This is a genomic window from Pseudoalteromonas phenolica (assembly GCF_005886345.1).
In the GTDB taxonomy this organism is placed as follows: domain Bacteria; phylum Pseudomonadota; class Gammaproteobacteria; order Enterobacterales; family Alteromonadaceae; genus Pseudoalteromonas; species Pseudoalteromonas phenolica_A.
Genome location: NZ_PNEC01000010.1, coordinates 66,921 through 82,148 on the forward strand (window position 1 = coordinate 66,921; position 15,228 = coordinate 82,148).

Here is a 15,228-nt window from a genome sequence, read left to right on the forward strand (position 1 = left end):
AACCTTGCTGGCATTGATGGCTGGCAAGGGTTACAGGATAAAAAATGAATATCAAAACTCTATTAATTGAAAAAGCCAATGCAGCGATGCACGCTGCGGGCATTCCTGAAGGCACAAACCCAGCGGTTACGCAATCTACTCGTCCGCAATTTGGTGATTACCAAATCAATGGCGCAATGGGCGCTGCAAAAGCATTAAAAACCAACCCTCGTGAACTTGCACAAAAGATCATCGATAATTTAGACGTTGCTGATCTTGCTGCAAAAACAGAAATTGCAGGCCCGGGTTTCATCAACATTCACCTAAAACCTGAGTTTTTAGCTGCAAGCCTAGAAGCGGCAAACCAAGATGCAAAACTCGGTGTTGCTGAGCATGCAAACCCACATAAAGTGGTGGTTGATTACTCTTCACCAAACCTTGCAAAAGAAATGCACGTAGGTCATTTACGTTCTACCATCATTGGTGATGCGGTTGTACGTGCCCTTGAATTCCGTGGCGATACGGTTGTTCGTCAAAACCACATGGGTGACTGGGGTACACAGTTCGGTATGCTTATCGCTCACCTTGAAGATTTACTTGAGCAGGGCGTTGACCTTGAAAAAGTCGCGCTAGCTGATCTTGAAAGTTTCTACCGTGACGCGAAAAAACGTTTTGATGACGAAGAAGGCTTTGCCGACAAAGCGCGTGATTACGTTGTTAAATTACAAGGTGGCGACGCGCATTGTAAGAAACTTTGGCAGATGTTTATCGACACTTCGGTTAAGCACTCTGAAGAAGTATATGCAAGACTAAACGTCACCCTTGGGCGTGATGATATTAAAGCAGAAAGTGCTTATAACGACCGACTGCAAAGTGTGATTGACCTGCTTAAAGAAAAGGGCATCGCAGTTGAAGACCAAGGTGCACAAGTGGTATTCCTTGATGAGCTTGCGAACAAAGACGGTGAGCCATCAGTGTTCATCGTACAAAAATCAGGTGGTGGTTTCTTATATTCAACCACTGACCTTGCAGCCTGTGATTACCGCTCAAACGAACTAGACGTAGACCGTATCTTAATTTTCGTAGATGCGCGTCAGGGCTTACACTTCAACCAGGTTGAGATCACTGCACGTAAAGCGGGTCTATTACAAGACAAAACCAGCTACGAGCCAAGCCTGTTCGGTACTATGATGGGGGATGATGGTAAACCATTCAAAACTCGTACTGGTGGTACAGTTAAACTTGCAGACCTACTTGAAGAAGCAGTAAGCCGTGCAGCAGATAAAATTGCTGACCGTACCGCTGAATTAAGCGAAGAAGAGCGAAGCGAAATTGCGCGTAAAGTGGGTATTGGCGCAGTTAAATACGCTGATTTATCTAAGCACCGTACCAGTGACTACATCTTCAACTGGGACACAATGTTGAGCTTTGAAGGCGCAACAGCACCTTACTTACAATACGCTTACACACGTGTAAGTGGTATTTTCCGTAAAGCAGACGTAGACAGTACAAATCTTGCTGGCAGTATTAACATTGTTGAGCCACAAGAAAAAGCACTGGCGTTAAAACTTCTTCAGCTTGAAGAAGTGCTAGATCTGATGATCAGCGAAGCGACTCCACACGTATTATGTGGTTACTTATATGAGCTTGCGAGCCTATATATGACATTCTACGAAGCGTGCCCAATCTTAAAAGATGATGTGGTAGCTGATGTACGTGAAAGCCGTTTACTACTATGTAATTTAGTGGCTAAATCGCTGCGTACCGGTCTAGACCTTCTGGGCATCGAGGTAATGGAGCAGATGTAATCTGTTTCGTTAACTAAATGAGTTTTATAGGCCGCGCAACAGTATGTTGTTGCGGCCTTTTTTATAAGGAATAAGCATGAAATTAGAAGACATTCGTCGCGAGTATACCCAAGGCGGTCTGCAGCGTGACATGCTAGCAGATGACCCAATCGTGCAATTTGAAGCTTGGTTAAAACAAGCGGTTGAAGCTAAGTTTAGCAATGATCCAACGGCCATGGTTGTTGCAACGGTTGATGAAACCGGTCAGCCTTCACAGCGCATCGTGTTGCTTAAACATTTGGATGAAAATGGCTTCGTATTTTTCACCAATACGGGTTCACGCAAGGCACAAGAGTTAAAGAGCAATAACAAGATTTCTTTGCACTTCCCTTGGCATGAGATTGAGCGGCAAGTGATTGTTTATGGTGAAGCGAAGCCACTGCCAACCAGCGCTGTAGCAAAATATTTCTTATCTCGTCCAAAAGAAAGCCAACTTGCAGCATGGGCGTCACAGCAGTCTCGTCCAGTATCATCTCGCCAAGTGCTGATGCAAACCTTCGAAAGCATGAAGTCAAAGTTTGCCAAAGGTGATATTCCATTACCTGATTTTTGGGGCGGCTATTGTGTAGAGCCGACTAAGGTTGAGTTTTGGCAAGGTGGCGAGCACCGCTTGCATGACCGCTTTATGTATGTGAGACAAGTCGATGGCAGCTGGGCTATTGAAAGATTAAATCCTTAATCTTCGCTTCAATATGCAATTCATAGACACCCACTGTCATCTTGACTTCGACGAGTTTAAAGGTGACTTTCAAAACCTTGTTTACCGTGCGAATCGGCTTGGTATTCATGGTTTTGTTGTGCCGGGAGTCACACTCAAGCAAAGCCAAACTTTACTGGACTTTAAACAGCATAACCCAGGTGTCTATATTGCTTTTGGTTTTCATCCGTACTTTATGGCAGAACATCAAGATGGCAATTTTGAACAACTGAAAAATTTGGCGATTGAACATCGCAAGCAGCTGGTGGCCATTGGTGAGTGTGGTATTGATGCGGGCATTGAAAATATTGAAAAGCAACAAGCGCTTTTTGTAGAACACATTAAGCTTGCGAATGAGTTGTCACTGCCGCTCATTGTGCATCATAGGCAAAGCCATCATTTAATCATGCAAGCATTTAAGCAAGTACAGCCAAAAAGGGGTGGGGTGATACATGCTTTTAGTGGTTCACAACAACAAGCGCAAGCGTATATTAAACTCGGTTTTAAACTTGGGGTGGGGGGCACGATAACGTATGAACGAGCCAACAAAACCAAGCAAGCCTTGGCACAAGTACCTCTCGATAGCTTAGTTCTGGAGACCGATGCGCCTTCTATGCCGCTTGCGGGTTATCAAGGGCAGATGAACTTACCTGAACGTCTCAAAGCGGTATTTGATTGCCTAGTCGCAATTCGCAGCGAGTCAGAGTTTGAGATAGCTGAGCAAATTTATGCGTCGTCTTGCTCACTTTTTAAGATTTGACGCTTTACTTCCCAACGTTTTAACGCTCGTCCTAATTGCCAAGTGAATACACAAGTAATGATCAACATCAGCAACACCATACGGCCGAGTTCGTGAAAGTGATGGTGGCTTTCACTCATGGCATCTTGGGTTAGATACACCATGTTTACAAAACCAAGGGGCTTGTCACCCGTATCGGTAATGGGCAGCACGATGGCATCTTTTAATTTGCTGATCCCTGGTAACTGTTTAGCAATACCTTGATTGAGCGGCTCGGCTTGAAATCCTTCACTTTTAGTCAAGAGTTGCCCTTGGTGGTCATAAATTGCAGCGCCTAACACGTAAGGATCTTTGGCCAAATTTTTTGTCAGCTTTTCTAACTTATCGAGCGCTTGGTTTTGCATTGCAAAGCTGGCGTTCCACGCTGTTTGCTGTGCCAAACTTCGGGCTGCTTGATGCGCTTGGTTATGTAATAGTTGGTGAGAGCGAAAACTGGTATTAAAGGCAATCCAAGTCAGTGTGACAAAGCAAGCCGCAGCAATGATTAGACGGATCAAGCGCCGGTTTTTCGAAGACGTTATCAAATCAAGAGCTTGTGTATTTTTCATAGTATCCATATTGAGTGCTGACAGCCTTTTGGAATGATGTTACAAATGCATTGTTACTAAATTTGGAGCTCACAATGGCTGGTATTCGCTTTAACCTTACACCGCAACTTCCACTCACCGATTTATGCACCTTAGCAAAATGGTATCAGATTGAAAATGATCACTTAGTCGATCAAGCGTCTGAGTCATCGCAATTAGGTGAAGATTTTATTGTGTTTTTTGGTGCGCAAGCGAACACACAATTTTTGCAATATGCCATTGAGTTTATTGGTGAGACTAATATCAATGCGGTAAGCCTGTATCAGCCAGCAGTGCAATTAACCCCCGCGTTAGCGTTTGACGTTAAAGCACAGTTTGATGACTTAAAAGCATATAAAAAACAGCTTAGTAGTTTTGCCGCTAAGCATGGTTTTGAAGGCGCCTATTTATCGAAGCCAGCCAGTTTGAGCCAGCCGGGATTACTCATCATGGATATGGACTCGACGGCGATAGAAATTGAGTGTATTGATGAAATAGCACGTCTAGCCGATGTTTATGACGAGGTGGCCAGTGTGACCGCCATGGCAATGGCGGGGCAACTGGGGTTTAGCGAAAGTTTGTATCAGCGTGTGGCAAAACTTGAAGGCATTGAACTGTCTTTGATCCAACAGCTAAAAGATAACTTACCGCTTATGGAGGGCATTCAAGAGCTATGTCACACTTTAAAAGCCCATAACTGGCAGTTAGTACTCGCATCAGGTGGTTTTACTTGGTTTGCAGAAGCATTGCAAAAGCCTCTGTCACTAGATGCTTTTTATGCCAATGAGCTTGAAATAAAAGATGCACGCTTAACGGGTAAAGTACTTGGCGATGTGGTCGATGCTCAGAAAAAGGCTGATATTTTAGCTAAGGCGCGCACGCAACTTGGTTTAGCTAAACGGCAAACCATTGCCATTGGTGATGGTGCTAATGATTTAGTGATGATGGCAGAAGCGGGAACTGGGGTGGCCATTCATGGCAAACCAAAAGTGGTTGAAAACGCCGATGCAGCCATTTGTCATGGCTCACTATTGCAACTCATATATTTCATTGATATACCTAATTAAGATGAATATACCTTTTGACTATAGGGAGGAAGTATGAGGCGAATAACAGGGGGGCTTTTACTTTTTTTACTAACTGGCTGTGGTGGTAATGGAGTAAAAGATAATAATCAGGAACAGAACAATGATGAAAGGCCATTAAGTTATCAAAGCTTTCAATCAGAGATACCAATAAATCAGAATCTAGAAGAATATAAAATCGCATTAATAGGCAATAGTCATAGTTATGGCGTGAGTAGTATTTTAAAAGAGGTTGTTGGTCATTACAGTTCAAATGCGCTGGTAGAGTTGAAAGTACTTGCTTCTGGTTTTACGGATGATCTTATTAATAATAAAGCCCTAATTGATGAATTAGAATCTGGCCAATGGAGCCATTTAGTTATTCAAGGCCAAAAATATTCTCAATCAGGTAACTATGTTTATCCTACTAGTGCCACAGAGCAATTTATAGCTATGGCAAAGTCGCTCAAAATCATGCCCATTCTATTTCCCGAACACCCACAACAGGGAGATCCGCTTGAAGGTGAGAGAGTCTATGAGCTGCATAAGTCTATAGCCCAGAATCAACCCAGTTGCGTGGCACCTATAGGTTTAGTGTGGAATAAAGCTATTGCTCAACTAGGAAGCCAATATTTCTATAGCCCCGACGGGAATCATGCCGCAGCTTATGGTTTTATGAGTACAAGCTTAACCTTAGCTCAAATAATCACAGGCGAGATAGTCGATAGTGATGAACAGCAAATTATTAATTCAGTGCCAAGTGATGTTCAGGCTGAATTAGCAAGAATTGTTTCTCAAACGCTGGCAGAAAATGACCCTTGTAATTAGAGTTTATCATGCTAGATGGCTGGCATAATGCATTTTTCATAGGCAATCTAGAAAAGCTATTTAAATAGGCAGTAGTACTTATGAAAAAGCTCAGCCTCATTACTCTGTTTTTATTGCTGTTGCTTCAGTTGAGGGAAGCAGTTGCTCAGCCTTCACTTCGCTTTGTTGCCGAAGACCTTTATCCACTTCACTATATTACAGATCAGGGCAAGTATGCCGGTTTTTTAGTTGAGCTGGCTCAATTACTTACTGAAGAATGCGAGATTAATAGTAATATTGAAATTATGCCTCAAGCACGAGCATTTAAAGAATTCAGGCGCGACCCTAATACTATAATGCTTTCATTGCTAAAAACACCAAGCAGAGAAAACGACTTTCAATTCTTAGGTGAGGTTTATCAAGCTAAAGCTTACCTTATTGGGTTAAAACAAAATCATATAAAATTAAAAACGCTTCAAGATGCACAAAAATTTAGGACTGGCACAGTCAGAGGTTACTTCAGTCAAGTATTTTTGGAGTCTAAAGGGTTTAGTCAAGAAGATAACCTTGTGTTAGCGACAGATCCTGCCAGTCTATTAAACATGCTCTATAAAGATAGAACCGATTTAGTTTTGACAAATAGTATATCGTTAGAGCAAGAGCTAACCTTATTAAAACTTGAACCAGAATCAGTTGAACATAAGCTCGAACTTGCCGATTTCCCAAATGAACTTCACTTTACTGCCCACTCACAATTATCTAAATCCACAGTGATACGTTTAAGCAAAGCGCTGCAAAAGATTAAGCAAGACGGTCGTTACTTCAAACTTGCGACTAAGTGGCAGGTCGCTTATTAACTAAAATTTTATTTAGTTGACATCAGTTGTGCCATTTCTGCTTTTAAATATGCGTAAAAATTAATTTTGTCTATTCTTTAAAAGTAATTAAAAAAACAACCGTATGAAACTATTAAGCCTTCATCACTAGGTAAGGTGCTTTTTTGATAAAATCACAACTGAATTTTAGTGCATCGATTGGAACACAAGTTTTACTATATTGTGCATTTGTAATTGCCTTTTTGATTTCAGGCTATGGTTTATCCCAACTAACTTTTTATACCTCAGTTATTCCGATCTGGTTTCCTGCGGGTATTGCTCTGGCAGGATGTTTTATTTGGCGCTCGCTTTTTATTCCTGCAGTGTTCATTGGTTCCTTTGTTTTTAATTGTTTAATTACGCCAAATTTTGTTCTTACAGATGTGATTTCAGAAGTTGGTCTACAAAACTTATGTATTGCAACAGGTGTTACATTGCAAGCATCTTGCGGTGCTTTTTTAATGCATTATTGGCTCGGTAACCCTTTAACGTTAAGTGGTAATAAGCAGGTTATTCGTTTTGTTCTCGTGATAGGCGTACTGGTCAATCTCATATCGTCAAATATAGGTGTATTTGCGTTAAGCTTTTTTAATTCAACGTTTATCAAAGATCAGTATTTACTTAAATTACTTTATTGGTGGCTGGGGGACTCTTTAGGAGTTTTGTTGATAACCCCCTTACTACTTATATTAATTAGGCCCTTCAGTAATAGTGATTATAAAATTAAATCAGCTCAGATGATCATTTGGTCATTTCTCTGCCTTTTAGCATCGGTTATCTCTATTTCATGGTTTTTTATTGAATCAAATAAAGCGACACTGACACAAAGGATACAAAAAGAGTCTCAAGCAATAGAAAACCGAGTTTATCGTGAATTATCGAACACGCATATTAAGCTTGAAGATCTAGCGACATTTTTACAGCAAACAGCGTCACTTAATCGAGAGAGTTTTGCAGCCAAAGTTCAGTCTCTTATGTCAGGGTCACATATACTCTATGGCATGTCTTGGAACCCGATTATCAGTCAAGCTCAGGAACAAATTCACAACAATTATTTGAAAGTTGATTATCAGCAGTCATATCAAATAAAAGGCATGCCAATTTTGAATGACGATCCCATTGTTTATGTCCGATATATCTACCCTGAAAATACCAACCGTAATGCCATTGGTTTTAATGTTTATTCTAATAAAGACAGAAAGGAGACACTCAATGCCGTACTTGAAAATTTTCAGCCAAAAGCTACGCCCATCATTCAGTTAGTTCAATTTGAGAAAAGCACGCCAGCATTCTTAGTGTTTTTTCCTGTACTTGATGGAGAGCTTGTTCAGCATAAAAGTGGCTCAGGTAAATTAATTGGCTTTAGTACAGGAGTGTTTAAAGTTGAAGAAATGTTAGATAGAGCTCTACTCAACTTACAAAATGAGTTGTTTTTTTCTTCAGTGATTGAGCAGGATACTCAAAAAGTAATATATTCAACAATAAAAAGTGAACCACTTCAATGGCAAGGTGAGCCTCTTAAACAGCTAGATATAAAAATGATGGGACGAAGTTGGCAAGTGAACTTATATTTAAACGAAGCTTATATTATTGCTGAACAACACACCGAGCACCTGTCTTTGTTTCTTTTCCAGTTTATTATTGTGACAGCCATTACGTTAATAGTTCTGATGATGCACAATCAACAGGCTGGGCTAGATAAGTTGGTTGCTGAAAAAACCATTTCTCTAGAATTGGCCTTGCTACAGGCAGATAAAGCGAATCAGGCAAAAAGTCGTTTTTTAGCAAATATGAGTCATGAAATAAGAACGCCTATGAATGCAGTTGTAGGTTTTGCTCAGTTGGCAAAAGATGGCGAAGATATCGAACAAGTTCGCCCTTATCTTGAGAATATAGACTTATCTTCACAGCATTTGCTGAACATAGTAAATGATATTTTAGATCTCTCAAAAATAGAGTCGGGTCATTTCAGTCTTGATAAAACCCATTTTGATTTAAATGACTCATTTAATAAAGTAAATAACATTTTCAAGCTTTCAGCATCGGCAAAAGGGCTAACCTGGATATATCAAAATACCTGCCCTGCAGCCCTTTTAGTTAAGGCGGATAAAACTCGGTTTGAACAGGTATTAATTAACTTGTGTGGCAATGCCATTAAGTTTACACCTAATGGTCATGTATCTTTAATATGTAGTTTGATTAGTGAGTATGACGACGCCTATTCTATTCAAGTGCAAGTTGTTGATACTGGAATTGGCATAGCTCCAGAAAAACATGCTTGTTTATTTGAACCTTTTACCCAGTGCGATGACTCAACCTCGCGCAAGTTTGGAGGTACGGGTTTAGGGTTAACAATCTCAAAACAGCTATGCGATTTAATGGAAGGGGAAATTCGAGTAGAGAATAACCAGCCTCAAGGTACCATCTTTTCAGTTCAAGTTAAGTTTGGAAAAGCTAGCGGGCAGGTTGTTGAGCAGTCGCTTGATTCAAAGCTCAGTAAAAATCTGAATATTCTCGTTGCTGAAGATAACCCCGTCAATCAGATGGTGATCAAAGCCATGTTAGAATCTTTGGGTGTAAAAAGTGTTGTTGTTGAGAATGGTGCACTGGCTATTGATGCTTTAAAACAGGGGGAGTTTGATGGTGTATTGATGGACTGTCAAATGCCTGTACTTGACGGCTATAAAGCAACCATGCAATTGAGAGCGATACCACACTTTAGCGCCATTCCGATTATTGCATTAACAGCAGATGCAGATACAGATAGTCGAGAGTATGCACTTAAGATAGGCTTTACTGAGCATATTGCTAAGCCTGTCACTTTAGAAAAACTAAAAATAGGGTTATCACGTATTCAAAAATTAGCATAGGTTTAGTTTTCAGGCTCAACAAAAATCATATCAAAACGGTTTTATTTGTGTGGACAATTGCTCAGATAAACTATGAACATAATGAATACCCCCCCCCTTAATGGTCAGACCACTTTAATTTGTACTGTGGTTTTTCCTAAATTTGTATAAAGTTTAGACTTTGGTTGTAGAGAAGCTGTGGTTAAACCGTGCAGAATTTTGACAGTATCACGGGTTTTTGATAGTGTAATGCGCAAATTTGGTATTACCAATTTACCTTTTGGTTGAGATTACCTAGCAATGTGATGTTAGATGGTCTTTTCAACATGCTTAAATTCGGCGTTTGATCAATGTCTTTAAAGATAAAAGCAGCAAAATTATCCGATGTTATTTTAGAGCAACTTGAGAATATGATCCTCGAGGGCTCTTTAATGCCAGGTGAAAAGTTGCCTCCAGAAAGGGAGCTTGCGAAGCAGTTTGAGGTTTCACGACCATCTCTTCGAGAAGCAATTCAGAAGCTTGAGGCAAAAGGACTCGTGACACGTCGTCAAGGCGGCGGAACATATGTAAAAAATCAGTTAGAACAGGGGCTCACTGATCCGCTGTTTGACTTGATCAGTAAGCATCCAGAATCACAATTTGATTTACTGGAGTTTCGTCATGCACTAGAAGGTATTGCAGCATATTATGCAGCGCTTCGCGGAACTGACACTGACTTTGAGAAAGTTCAGCAAAGTTTTGACAATATCGCCGATGTGCACGGAGACCTAGAGCAAAAAGCACAAGCAATTAATGCATTCCATTTTGCAGTGGCTGAAGCGTCGCATAACGTGGTGCTACTACACCTTGTTAAAGGCATGCAGTCTTTACTCGAGCAAAATGTATTACAAAACTTACAAGTTTTGGTGCAAAAGAACGACGTCAGTGAACAGCTTGCTGAGCACCGTAAATTGTTGATGGATGCTGTTATAGAAGGTAATCCAGAGCAAGCACGGTTAGCCAGTAACGCGCACTTAGCGTTTATTGAAGAAGCATTACTTGAAGCGGACAAAGAACGTTCGCGGATCGCACGTAGTTTAAGACGTACCAGTAACAATCGAGTTCGTTAAGATTAACCAGAAGTAATTAAATTCGTATTTTAAACATAAGGAACACTCCATATGTCTGAAGTCAATAAAATTGACGTAGACGCGTTAGAAACCCAAGAGTGGTTACAAGCGCTTGAGTCTGTAGTAAAAGAAGAGGGCGTTGAGCGCGCTCAGTTTCTATTAGAGCAAGTATTAGAACAAGCTCGTCTTGATGGCGTTGATATGCCAACAGGTATTACTACAAACTATGTAAATACTATTCCAGCAGATCAAGAACCTGCATACCCAGGTGACACAACGATTGAACGTCGTATTCGTTCAATCGTTCGTTGGAATGCGATCATGATCGTTTTACGTGCGTCTAAGAAAGACTTAGAGCTAGGCGGCCACATGGCGTCTTACCAGTCTTCGGCTGCATTCTATGAGATGTGTTTCAACCATTTCTTCCGTGCACCAAACGAAAAAGACGGTGGTGATTTAGTTTATTACCAAGGTCACATTTCACCAGGTATCTACGCACGTGCTTTCTTAGAAGGTCGTTTAACTGAAGAGCAACTTGATAACTTCCGTCAAGAAGTAGACGGCAAAGGTATCTCTTCATACCCACACCCTAAGTTGATGCCTGAATTCTGGCAGTTCCCAACTGTATCTATGGGTCTAGGTCCAATTGCATCAATCTACCAAGCTCGTTTCCTTAAGTACTTAGAAGGTCGTGGTCTGAAAGAGACGAACGAGCAGCGCGTATATGCGTTCTTAGGTGATGGTGAGATGGATGAGCCAGAATCACGTGGTGCAATTTCTTTCGCTGCGCGTGAAAAGCTAGATAACCTTTGTTACCTAATCAACTGTAACCTACAGCGTCTAGACGGCCCAGTAATGGGTAACGGTAAGATCATTCAAGAACTTGAAGGTCTATTCAAAGGTGCAGGCTGGAACGTAATTAAAGTTGTTTGGGGTGCTGGTTGGGATGCGCTTCTTGCTAAAGACACAACGGGTAAGCTATTACAGCTTATGAACGAGACAATCGACGGTGACTACCAAACATATAAAGCGAAAGATGGCGCATATGTTCGTGAGCACTTCTTCGGTCGTTACCCAGAAACAGCAGCACTTGTTGCTGATATGACTGATGACGAGATCTTCGCGCTTAAGCGTGGTGGTCACGATACATCTAAGCTTTTCGCAGCTTACAAAGCAGCGCAAGAGACAAAAGGTCGTCCAACTGTGATCCTAGCTAAAACGGTTAAAGGTTACGGTATGGGTGAAGCAGCTGAAGGTAAAAACATTGCGCACCAAGTTAAGAAAATGGACATGACGCACGTTGAACATCTTCGTTCACGTCTTGGTCTTGAAGACTTGGTATCTGATGAGCAAATCAAAGATTTACCATACCTGAAGCTTCAAGAGGGCTCTGCTGAGTACGAGTACCTTCACTCACGTCGTAAAGCGCTTCACGGTTATACACCTCAGCGTTTACCTAACTTCACGCAAGCGCTTGAGTTACCAACTTTAGAGCAGTTCAAGCCACTACTTGAAGCACAAAAGCGTGATATCTCTACAACAATGGGTTATGTACGTGCACTAAATATCTTATTAAAGGATAAAGGCGTAGGTAAAAACATCGTACCTATTATTGCGGATGAAGCACGTACCTTTGGTATGGAAGGTCTATTCCGTCAGATCGGTATTTATAACCCGCATGGCCAGAACTACACACCTCAAGACCGTGACATCGTTTCTTACTATAAAGAAGCAACATCAGGTCAGGTACTTCAAGAAGGTATCAATGAGCTAGGTGCAATGTCTTCATGGGTTGCTGCTGCAACATCATACTCGACAAATGACCTGCCGATGATCCCATTCTACATATACTACTCTATGTTCGGTTTCCAACGTGTTGGTGACATGGCGTGGATGGCGGGTGACCAACAAGCGCGTGGTTTCTTACTAGGTGCAACGGCTGGTCGTACAACCCTTAACGGTGAAGGTTTACAGCACGAAGACGGTCACTCGCACATTCAAGCGGGTACTATTCCTAATTGTATTTCTTACGACCCAACATTCGTATTTGAAGTAGCGGTAATCCTACAAGACGGTATTCGTCGCATGTACGGTCCAGAGCAAGAAAACGTGTTCTACTACTTAACGCTAATGAATGAAAACTACGCACAACCTGCAATGCCAGAAGGTGCGGAAGAAGGCATTCGTAAGGGTATCTATAAGCTTGAAGACAATGCAGGCGACAAAGCACACGTTCAACTAATGGGCTCAGGTACTATCTTAAACGAAGTACGTAAAGCAGGTCAGATCCTAAGCGAAGAGTACGGCATCGGTTCAGATGTATTCTCTGTAACGTCATTCAATGAGCTTGCACGTGACGGTCAAGATGTTGAGCGTTTCAACATGCTTAACCCAGCAGCAGATCAAAAAGTACCTTACATCACATCTGTATTAGGTGAGTCTCCAGCAATTGCTGCAACTGACTATATGAAAAACTATGCAGAGCAAGTACGTGCTTATATGCCTAGCGCTTCTTTCAAAGTACTTGGTACTGACGGTTACGGTCGTTCAGACAGCCGTGAAAACTTACGTCGTCACTTCGAAGTAAATGCAGGTTACGTAGTAGTCGCTGCACTTACAGAGCTTGTTAAGCAAGGTAAAGTTGACGCATCAGTTGTTGCTGACGCTATCAATAAATTTGATATCGACACAACTAAAACTAACCCACTATACGCATAAGAGGCAGATAGAATGGCAATCGAAATTCATGTTCCAGACATTGGTGCGGATGAGGTTGAAGTAACTGAGATCCTAGTTAACGTAGGTGACACAGTTGAAGTTGATCAATCTCTTATCACTGTTGAAGGTGATAAAGCTTCAATGGAAGTGCCAGCTGCGCAAGCGGGTACAGTGAAAGAAATTAAAGTAGCTGAAGGCGACACTGTTGCAACTGGCTCTTTAATTATGATTTTTGATGCTGCGGGTGATGCACCTGCAGCAGCCGAGCCTGAAGCACCAGCAGCCCCAGCGGCTGCACCTGCTCCAGCAGCGGCATCTGAATTAAAAGAAGTTCACGTACCAGACATCGGTGGTGACGAGGTTGAAGTAACTGAGATCATGGTTGCTGTAGGCGACGTGGTTGAAGCTGACCAATCAATCTTAAACGTAGAAGGCGACAAGGCTTCTATGGAAGTACCAGCACCATTTGGCGGTACAGTAGTCGATATCAAAGTTGAAGTTGGCGGCAAAGTATCAACGGGCTCGCTAGTATTCGTATTTGAAACAGGTGCATCTGCGCCGGTAGCTGTTGAAGCGGCTCCTGCGGCAGCGCCTGCTCCAGCAGCGTCGGCAGAAGTTAAAGAAGTTCATGTGCCAGACATCGGCGGTGACGAAGTTGAAGTAACCGAAGTCATGGTTGCGGTAGGCGATGTAGTTGAAGCTGACCAATCAATCTTAAACGTAGAAGGTGATAAGGCTTCTATGGAAGTACCAGCACCATTTGCCGGTACGGTTAAAGAAGTGAAAGTTGAAGTTGGCGATAAAGTGTCGACTGGTTCTCTTGTTTTTGTATTTGAAACGCAAGGCTCTGCACCTGCTCCTGTAGCGGCGCCAGCACCTGCAAAAGCGGCTCCAGCAGCACCTGCGGCAAAACCAGCGCCAGCAGCGGCACCTGCAGCTTCAGCACAAAAAGATGAATTTGTAGCGAACGACCAATACGCACATGCATCACCTGTAGTTCGTCGTTTAGCACGTGAGTTTGGTGTAAACCTAGCGCGCGTTAAGGGCACCGGTCGCAAGAACCGTGTACTTAAAGAAGACGTACAAAACTACGTGAAAGAGTTAGTGAAGCAAGTTGAATCAGGTCAGCTATCTAAAGGTGGCAACACTGGTGGTGGCGAGCTAAACCTAATTCCTTGGCCAAAAGTAGACTTTAGCAAGTTTGGTGAAGTTGAAGAGAAGAAACTTTCTCGTATTCAAAAGCTTTCTGGTGCAAACCTTCACCGTAACTGGGTACAGATCCCACATGTTACGCAATTTGACGAAGCAGACATCACAACGCTAGAAGCATTCCGTAAAGAGCAGAATGTACTGGCTGAGAAGAAGAAAATGGGTGTGAAGATCACTCCACTAGTATTCGTAATGAAAGCAGCAGCTAAAGCACTTGAAGAGTTCCCAACGTTTAATTCATCACTGTCTGAAGATGGCGAAAGCTTAATTCTTAAGAAGTATGTAAACATTGGTATCGCAGTAGATACACCAAATGGTCTAGTTGTTCCTGTTGTTCGTGATGTGAACAAAAAAGGCATCATTGAGTTATCTCGCGAGTTGATGGAAATTTCTAAGAAAGCACGTGAGGGTAAACTAACTGCATCTGATATGCAGGGCGGTTGTTTCACGATTTCTAGCCTAGGCGGCATCGGTGGTACTGCGTTTACACCAATCGTAAATGCACCAGAAGTCGCTATCTTAGGTGTGTCTAAGTCTGACATGAAGCCGAAGTGGAATGGTAAAGAGTTTGAGCCGCGCCTAATGGTGCCGCTAAGCTGTTCATACGACCACCGTGTAATTGACGGTGCGTTAGCAGCACGCTTTACTGCAACACTTGCAGCTTACCTGAGCGACATTCGTCAGCTGGTAATGTAAAACTCAAAAATCC

General features: G+C 42.1%; 11 protein-coding genes. 10 read left to right on the forward strand and 1 reads right to left on the reverse strand.

Annotated features, from left to right (window positions below; genetic code table 11):
• Positions 1–44: 44 nt before the first annotated feature.
• From argS to CWB72_RS05930, 3 genes are all read left to right on the forward strand, one after another.
• Positions 45–1,787, forward strand: a complete 1,743-nt coding sequence (gene argS / locus CWB72_RS05920) for an arginine--tRNA ligase (protein WP_138629904.1) — start codon at positions 45–47, stop codon at positions 1,785–1,787.
• 76 nt (positions 1,788–1,863) lie between these two features.
• On the forward strand, positions 1,864–2,505 hold the full coding sequence (gene pdxH / locus CWB72_RS05925) for a pyridoxamine 5'-phosphate oxidase (RefSeq protein WP_138629906.1): 642 nt from the start codon (positions 1,864–1,866) through the stop codon (positions 2,503–2,505).
• Between the two features lie 13 nt (positions 2,506–2,518).
• Positions 2,519–3,283, forward strand: coding sequence for a TatD family hydrolase (locus tag CWB72_RS05930; protein ID WP_138629908.1), 765 nt, complete (start codon positions 2,519–2,521; stop codon positions 3,281–3,283).
• Here CWB72_RS05930 and CWB72_RS05935 read toward each other — a convergent pair.
• Positions 3,250–3,879, reverse strand: coding sequence for an AhpA/YtjB family protein (locus tag CWB72_RS05935; RefSeq protein WP_252371500.1), 630 nt, complete (start codon positions 3,877–3,879; stop codon positions 3,250–3,252). The two genes, CWB72_RS05930 and CWB72_RS05935, sit on opposite strands and share 34 nt — an antisense overlap.
• 65 nt (positions 3,880–3,944) lie before the next feature.
• Here CWB72_RS05935 and serB point away from each other — a divergent pair, with 65 nt between their 5' ends.
• The 7 genes from serB to aceF all read left to right on the forward strand — a co-directional run bounded on the left by serB (position 3,945) and on the right by aceF (position 15,215).
• A complete protein-coding gene (gene serB / locus CWB72_RS05940; protein WP_138629910.1) occupies positions 3,945–4,955 on the forward strand; it encodes a phosphoserine phosphatase SerB in 1,011 nt (336 codons plus the stop codon).
• Between the two features lie 33 nt (positions 4,956–4,988).
• Positions 4,989–5,780: a hypothetical protein gene (locus CWB72_RS05945; RefSeq protein ID WP_138629912.1), complete on the forward strand. Its 792-nt coding sequence runs from the start codon at positions 4,989–4,991 to the stop codon at positions 5,778–5,780.
• Positions 5,781–5,860: 80 nt separating this feature from the next.
• Positions 5,861–6,616 (forward strand): substrate-binding periplasmic protein, encoded by a 756-nt coding sequence (locus tag CWB72_RS05950; protein WP_138629914.1) that lies wholly within the window; start codon positions 5,861–5,863, stop codon positions 6,614–6,616.
• 143 nt (positions 6,617–6,759) lie between these two features.
• Positions 6,760–9,504, forward strand: a complete 2,745-nt coding sequence (locus CWB72_RS05955) for an ATP-binding protein (RefSeq protein WP_138629916.1) — start codon at positions 6,760–6,762, stop codon at positions 9,502–9,504.
• Positions 9,505–9,833: 329 nt separating this feature from the next.
• Positions 9,834–10,592, forward strand: coding sequence for a pyruvate dehydrogenase complex transcriptional repressor PdhR (gene pdhR, locus CWB72_RS05960; RefSeq protein ID WP_138567073.1), 759 nt, complete (start codon positions 9,834–9,836; stop codon positions 10,590–10,592).
• 51 nt (positions 10,593–10,643) lie between these two features.
• A complete protein-coding gene (aceE, locus tag CWB72_RS05965; protein ID WP_138629918.1) occupies positions 10,644–13,310 on the forward strand; it encodes a pyruvate dehydrogenase (acetyl-transferring), homodimeric type in 2,667 nt (888 codons plus the stop codon).
• Positions 13,311–13,322: 12 nt separating this feature from the next.
• Positions 13,323–15,215, forward strand: a complete 1,893-nt coding sequence (gene aceF, locus CWB72_RS05970) for a pyruvate dehydrogenase complex dihydrolipoyllysine-residue acetyltransferase (RefSeq protein WP_138629920.1) — start codon at positions 13,323–13,325, stop codon at positions 15,213–15,215.
• Positions 15,216–15,228: the final 13 nt, after the last annotated feature.

Coding starts and splice junctions, on each gene's coding strand:
- argS (WP_138629904.1), top strand. CDS start 45: ATGAATATCAAAACTCTATTAATTGAAAAAGCCAATGCAGCGATGCAC.
- pdxH (WP_138629906.1), top strand. CDS start 1,864: ATGAAATTAGAAGACATTCGTCGCGAGTATACCCAAGGCGGTCTGCAG.
- CWB72_RS05930 (WP_138629908.1), top strand. CDS start 2,519: ATGCAATTCATAGACACCCACTGTCATCTTGACTTCGACGAGTTTAAA.
- CWB72_RS05935 (WP_252371500.1), bottom strand. CDS start 3,879: ATGGATACTATGAAAAATACACAAGCTCTTGATTTGATAACGTCTTCG.
- serB (WP_138629910.1), top strand. CDS start 3,945: ATGGCTGGTATTCGCTTTAACCTTACACCGCAACTTCCACTCACCGAT.
- CWB72_RS05945 (WP_138629912.1), top strand. CDS start 4,989: ATGAGGCGAATAACAGGGGGGCTTTTACTTTTTTTACTAACTGGCTGT.
- CWB72_RS05950 (WP_138629914.1), top strand. CDS start 5,861: ATGAAAAAGCTCAGCCTCATTACTCTGTTTTTATTGCTGTTGCTTCAG.
- pdhR (WP_138567073.1), top strand. CDS start 9,834: ATGTCTTTAAAGATAAAAGCAGCAAAATTATCCGATGTTATTTTAGAG.
- aceE (WP_138629918.1), top strand. CDS start 10,644: ATGTCTGAAGTCAATAAAATTGACGTAGACGCGTTAGAAACCCAAGAG.
- aceF (WP_138629920.1), top strand. CDS start 13,323: ATGGCAATCGAAATTCATGTTCCAGACATTGGTGCGGATGAGGTTGAA.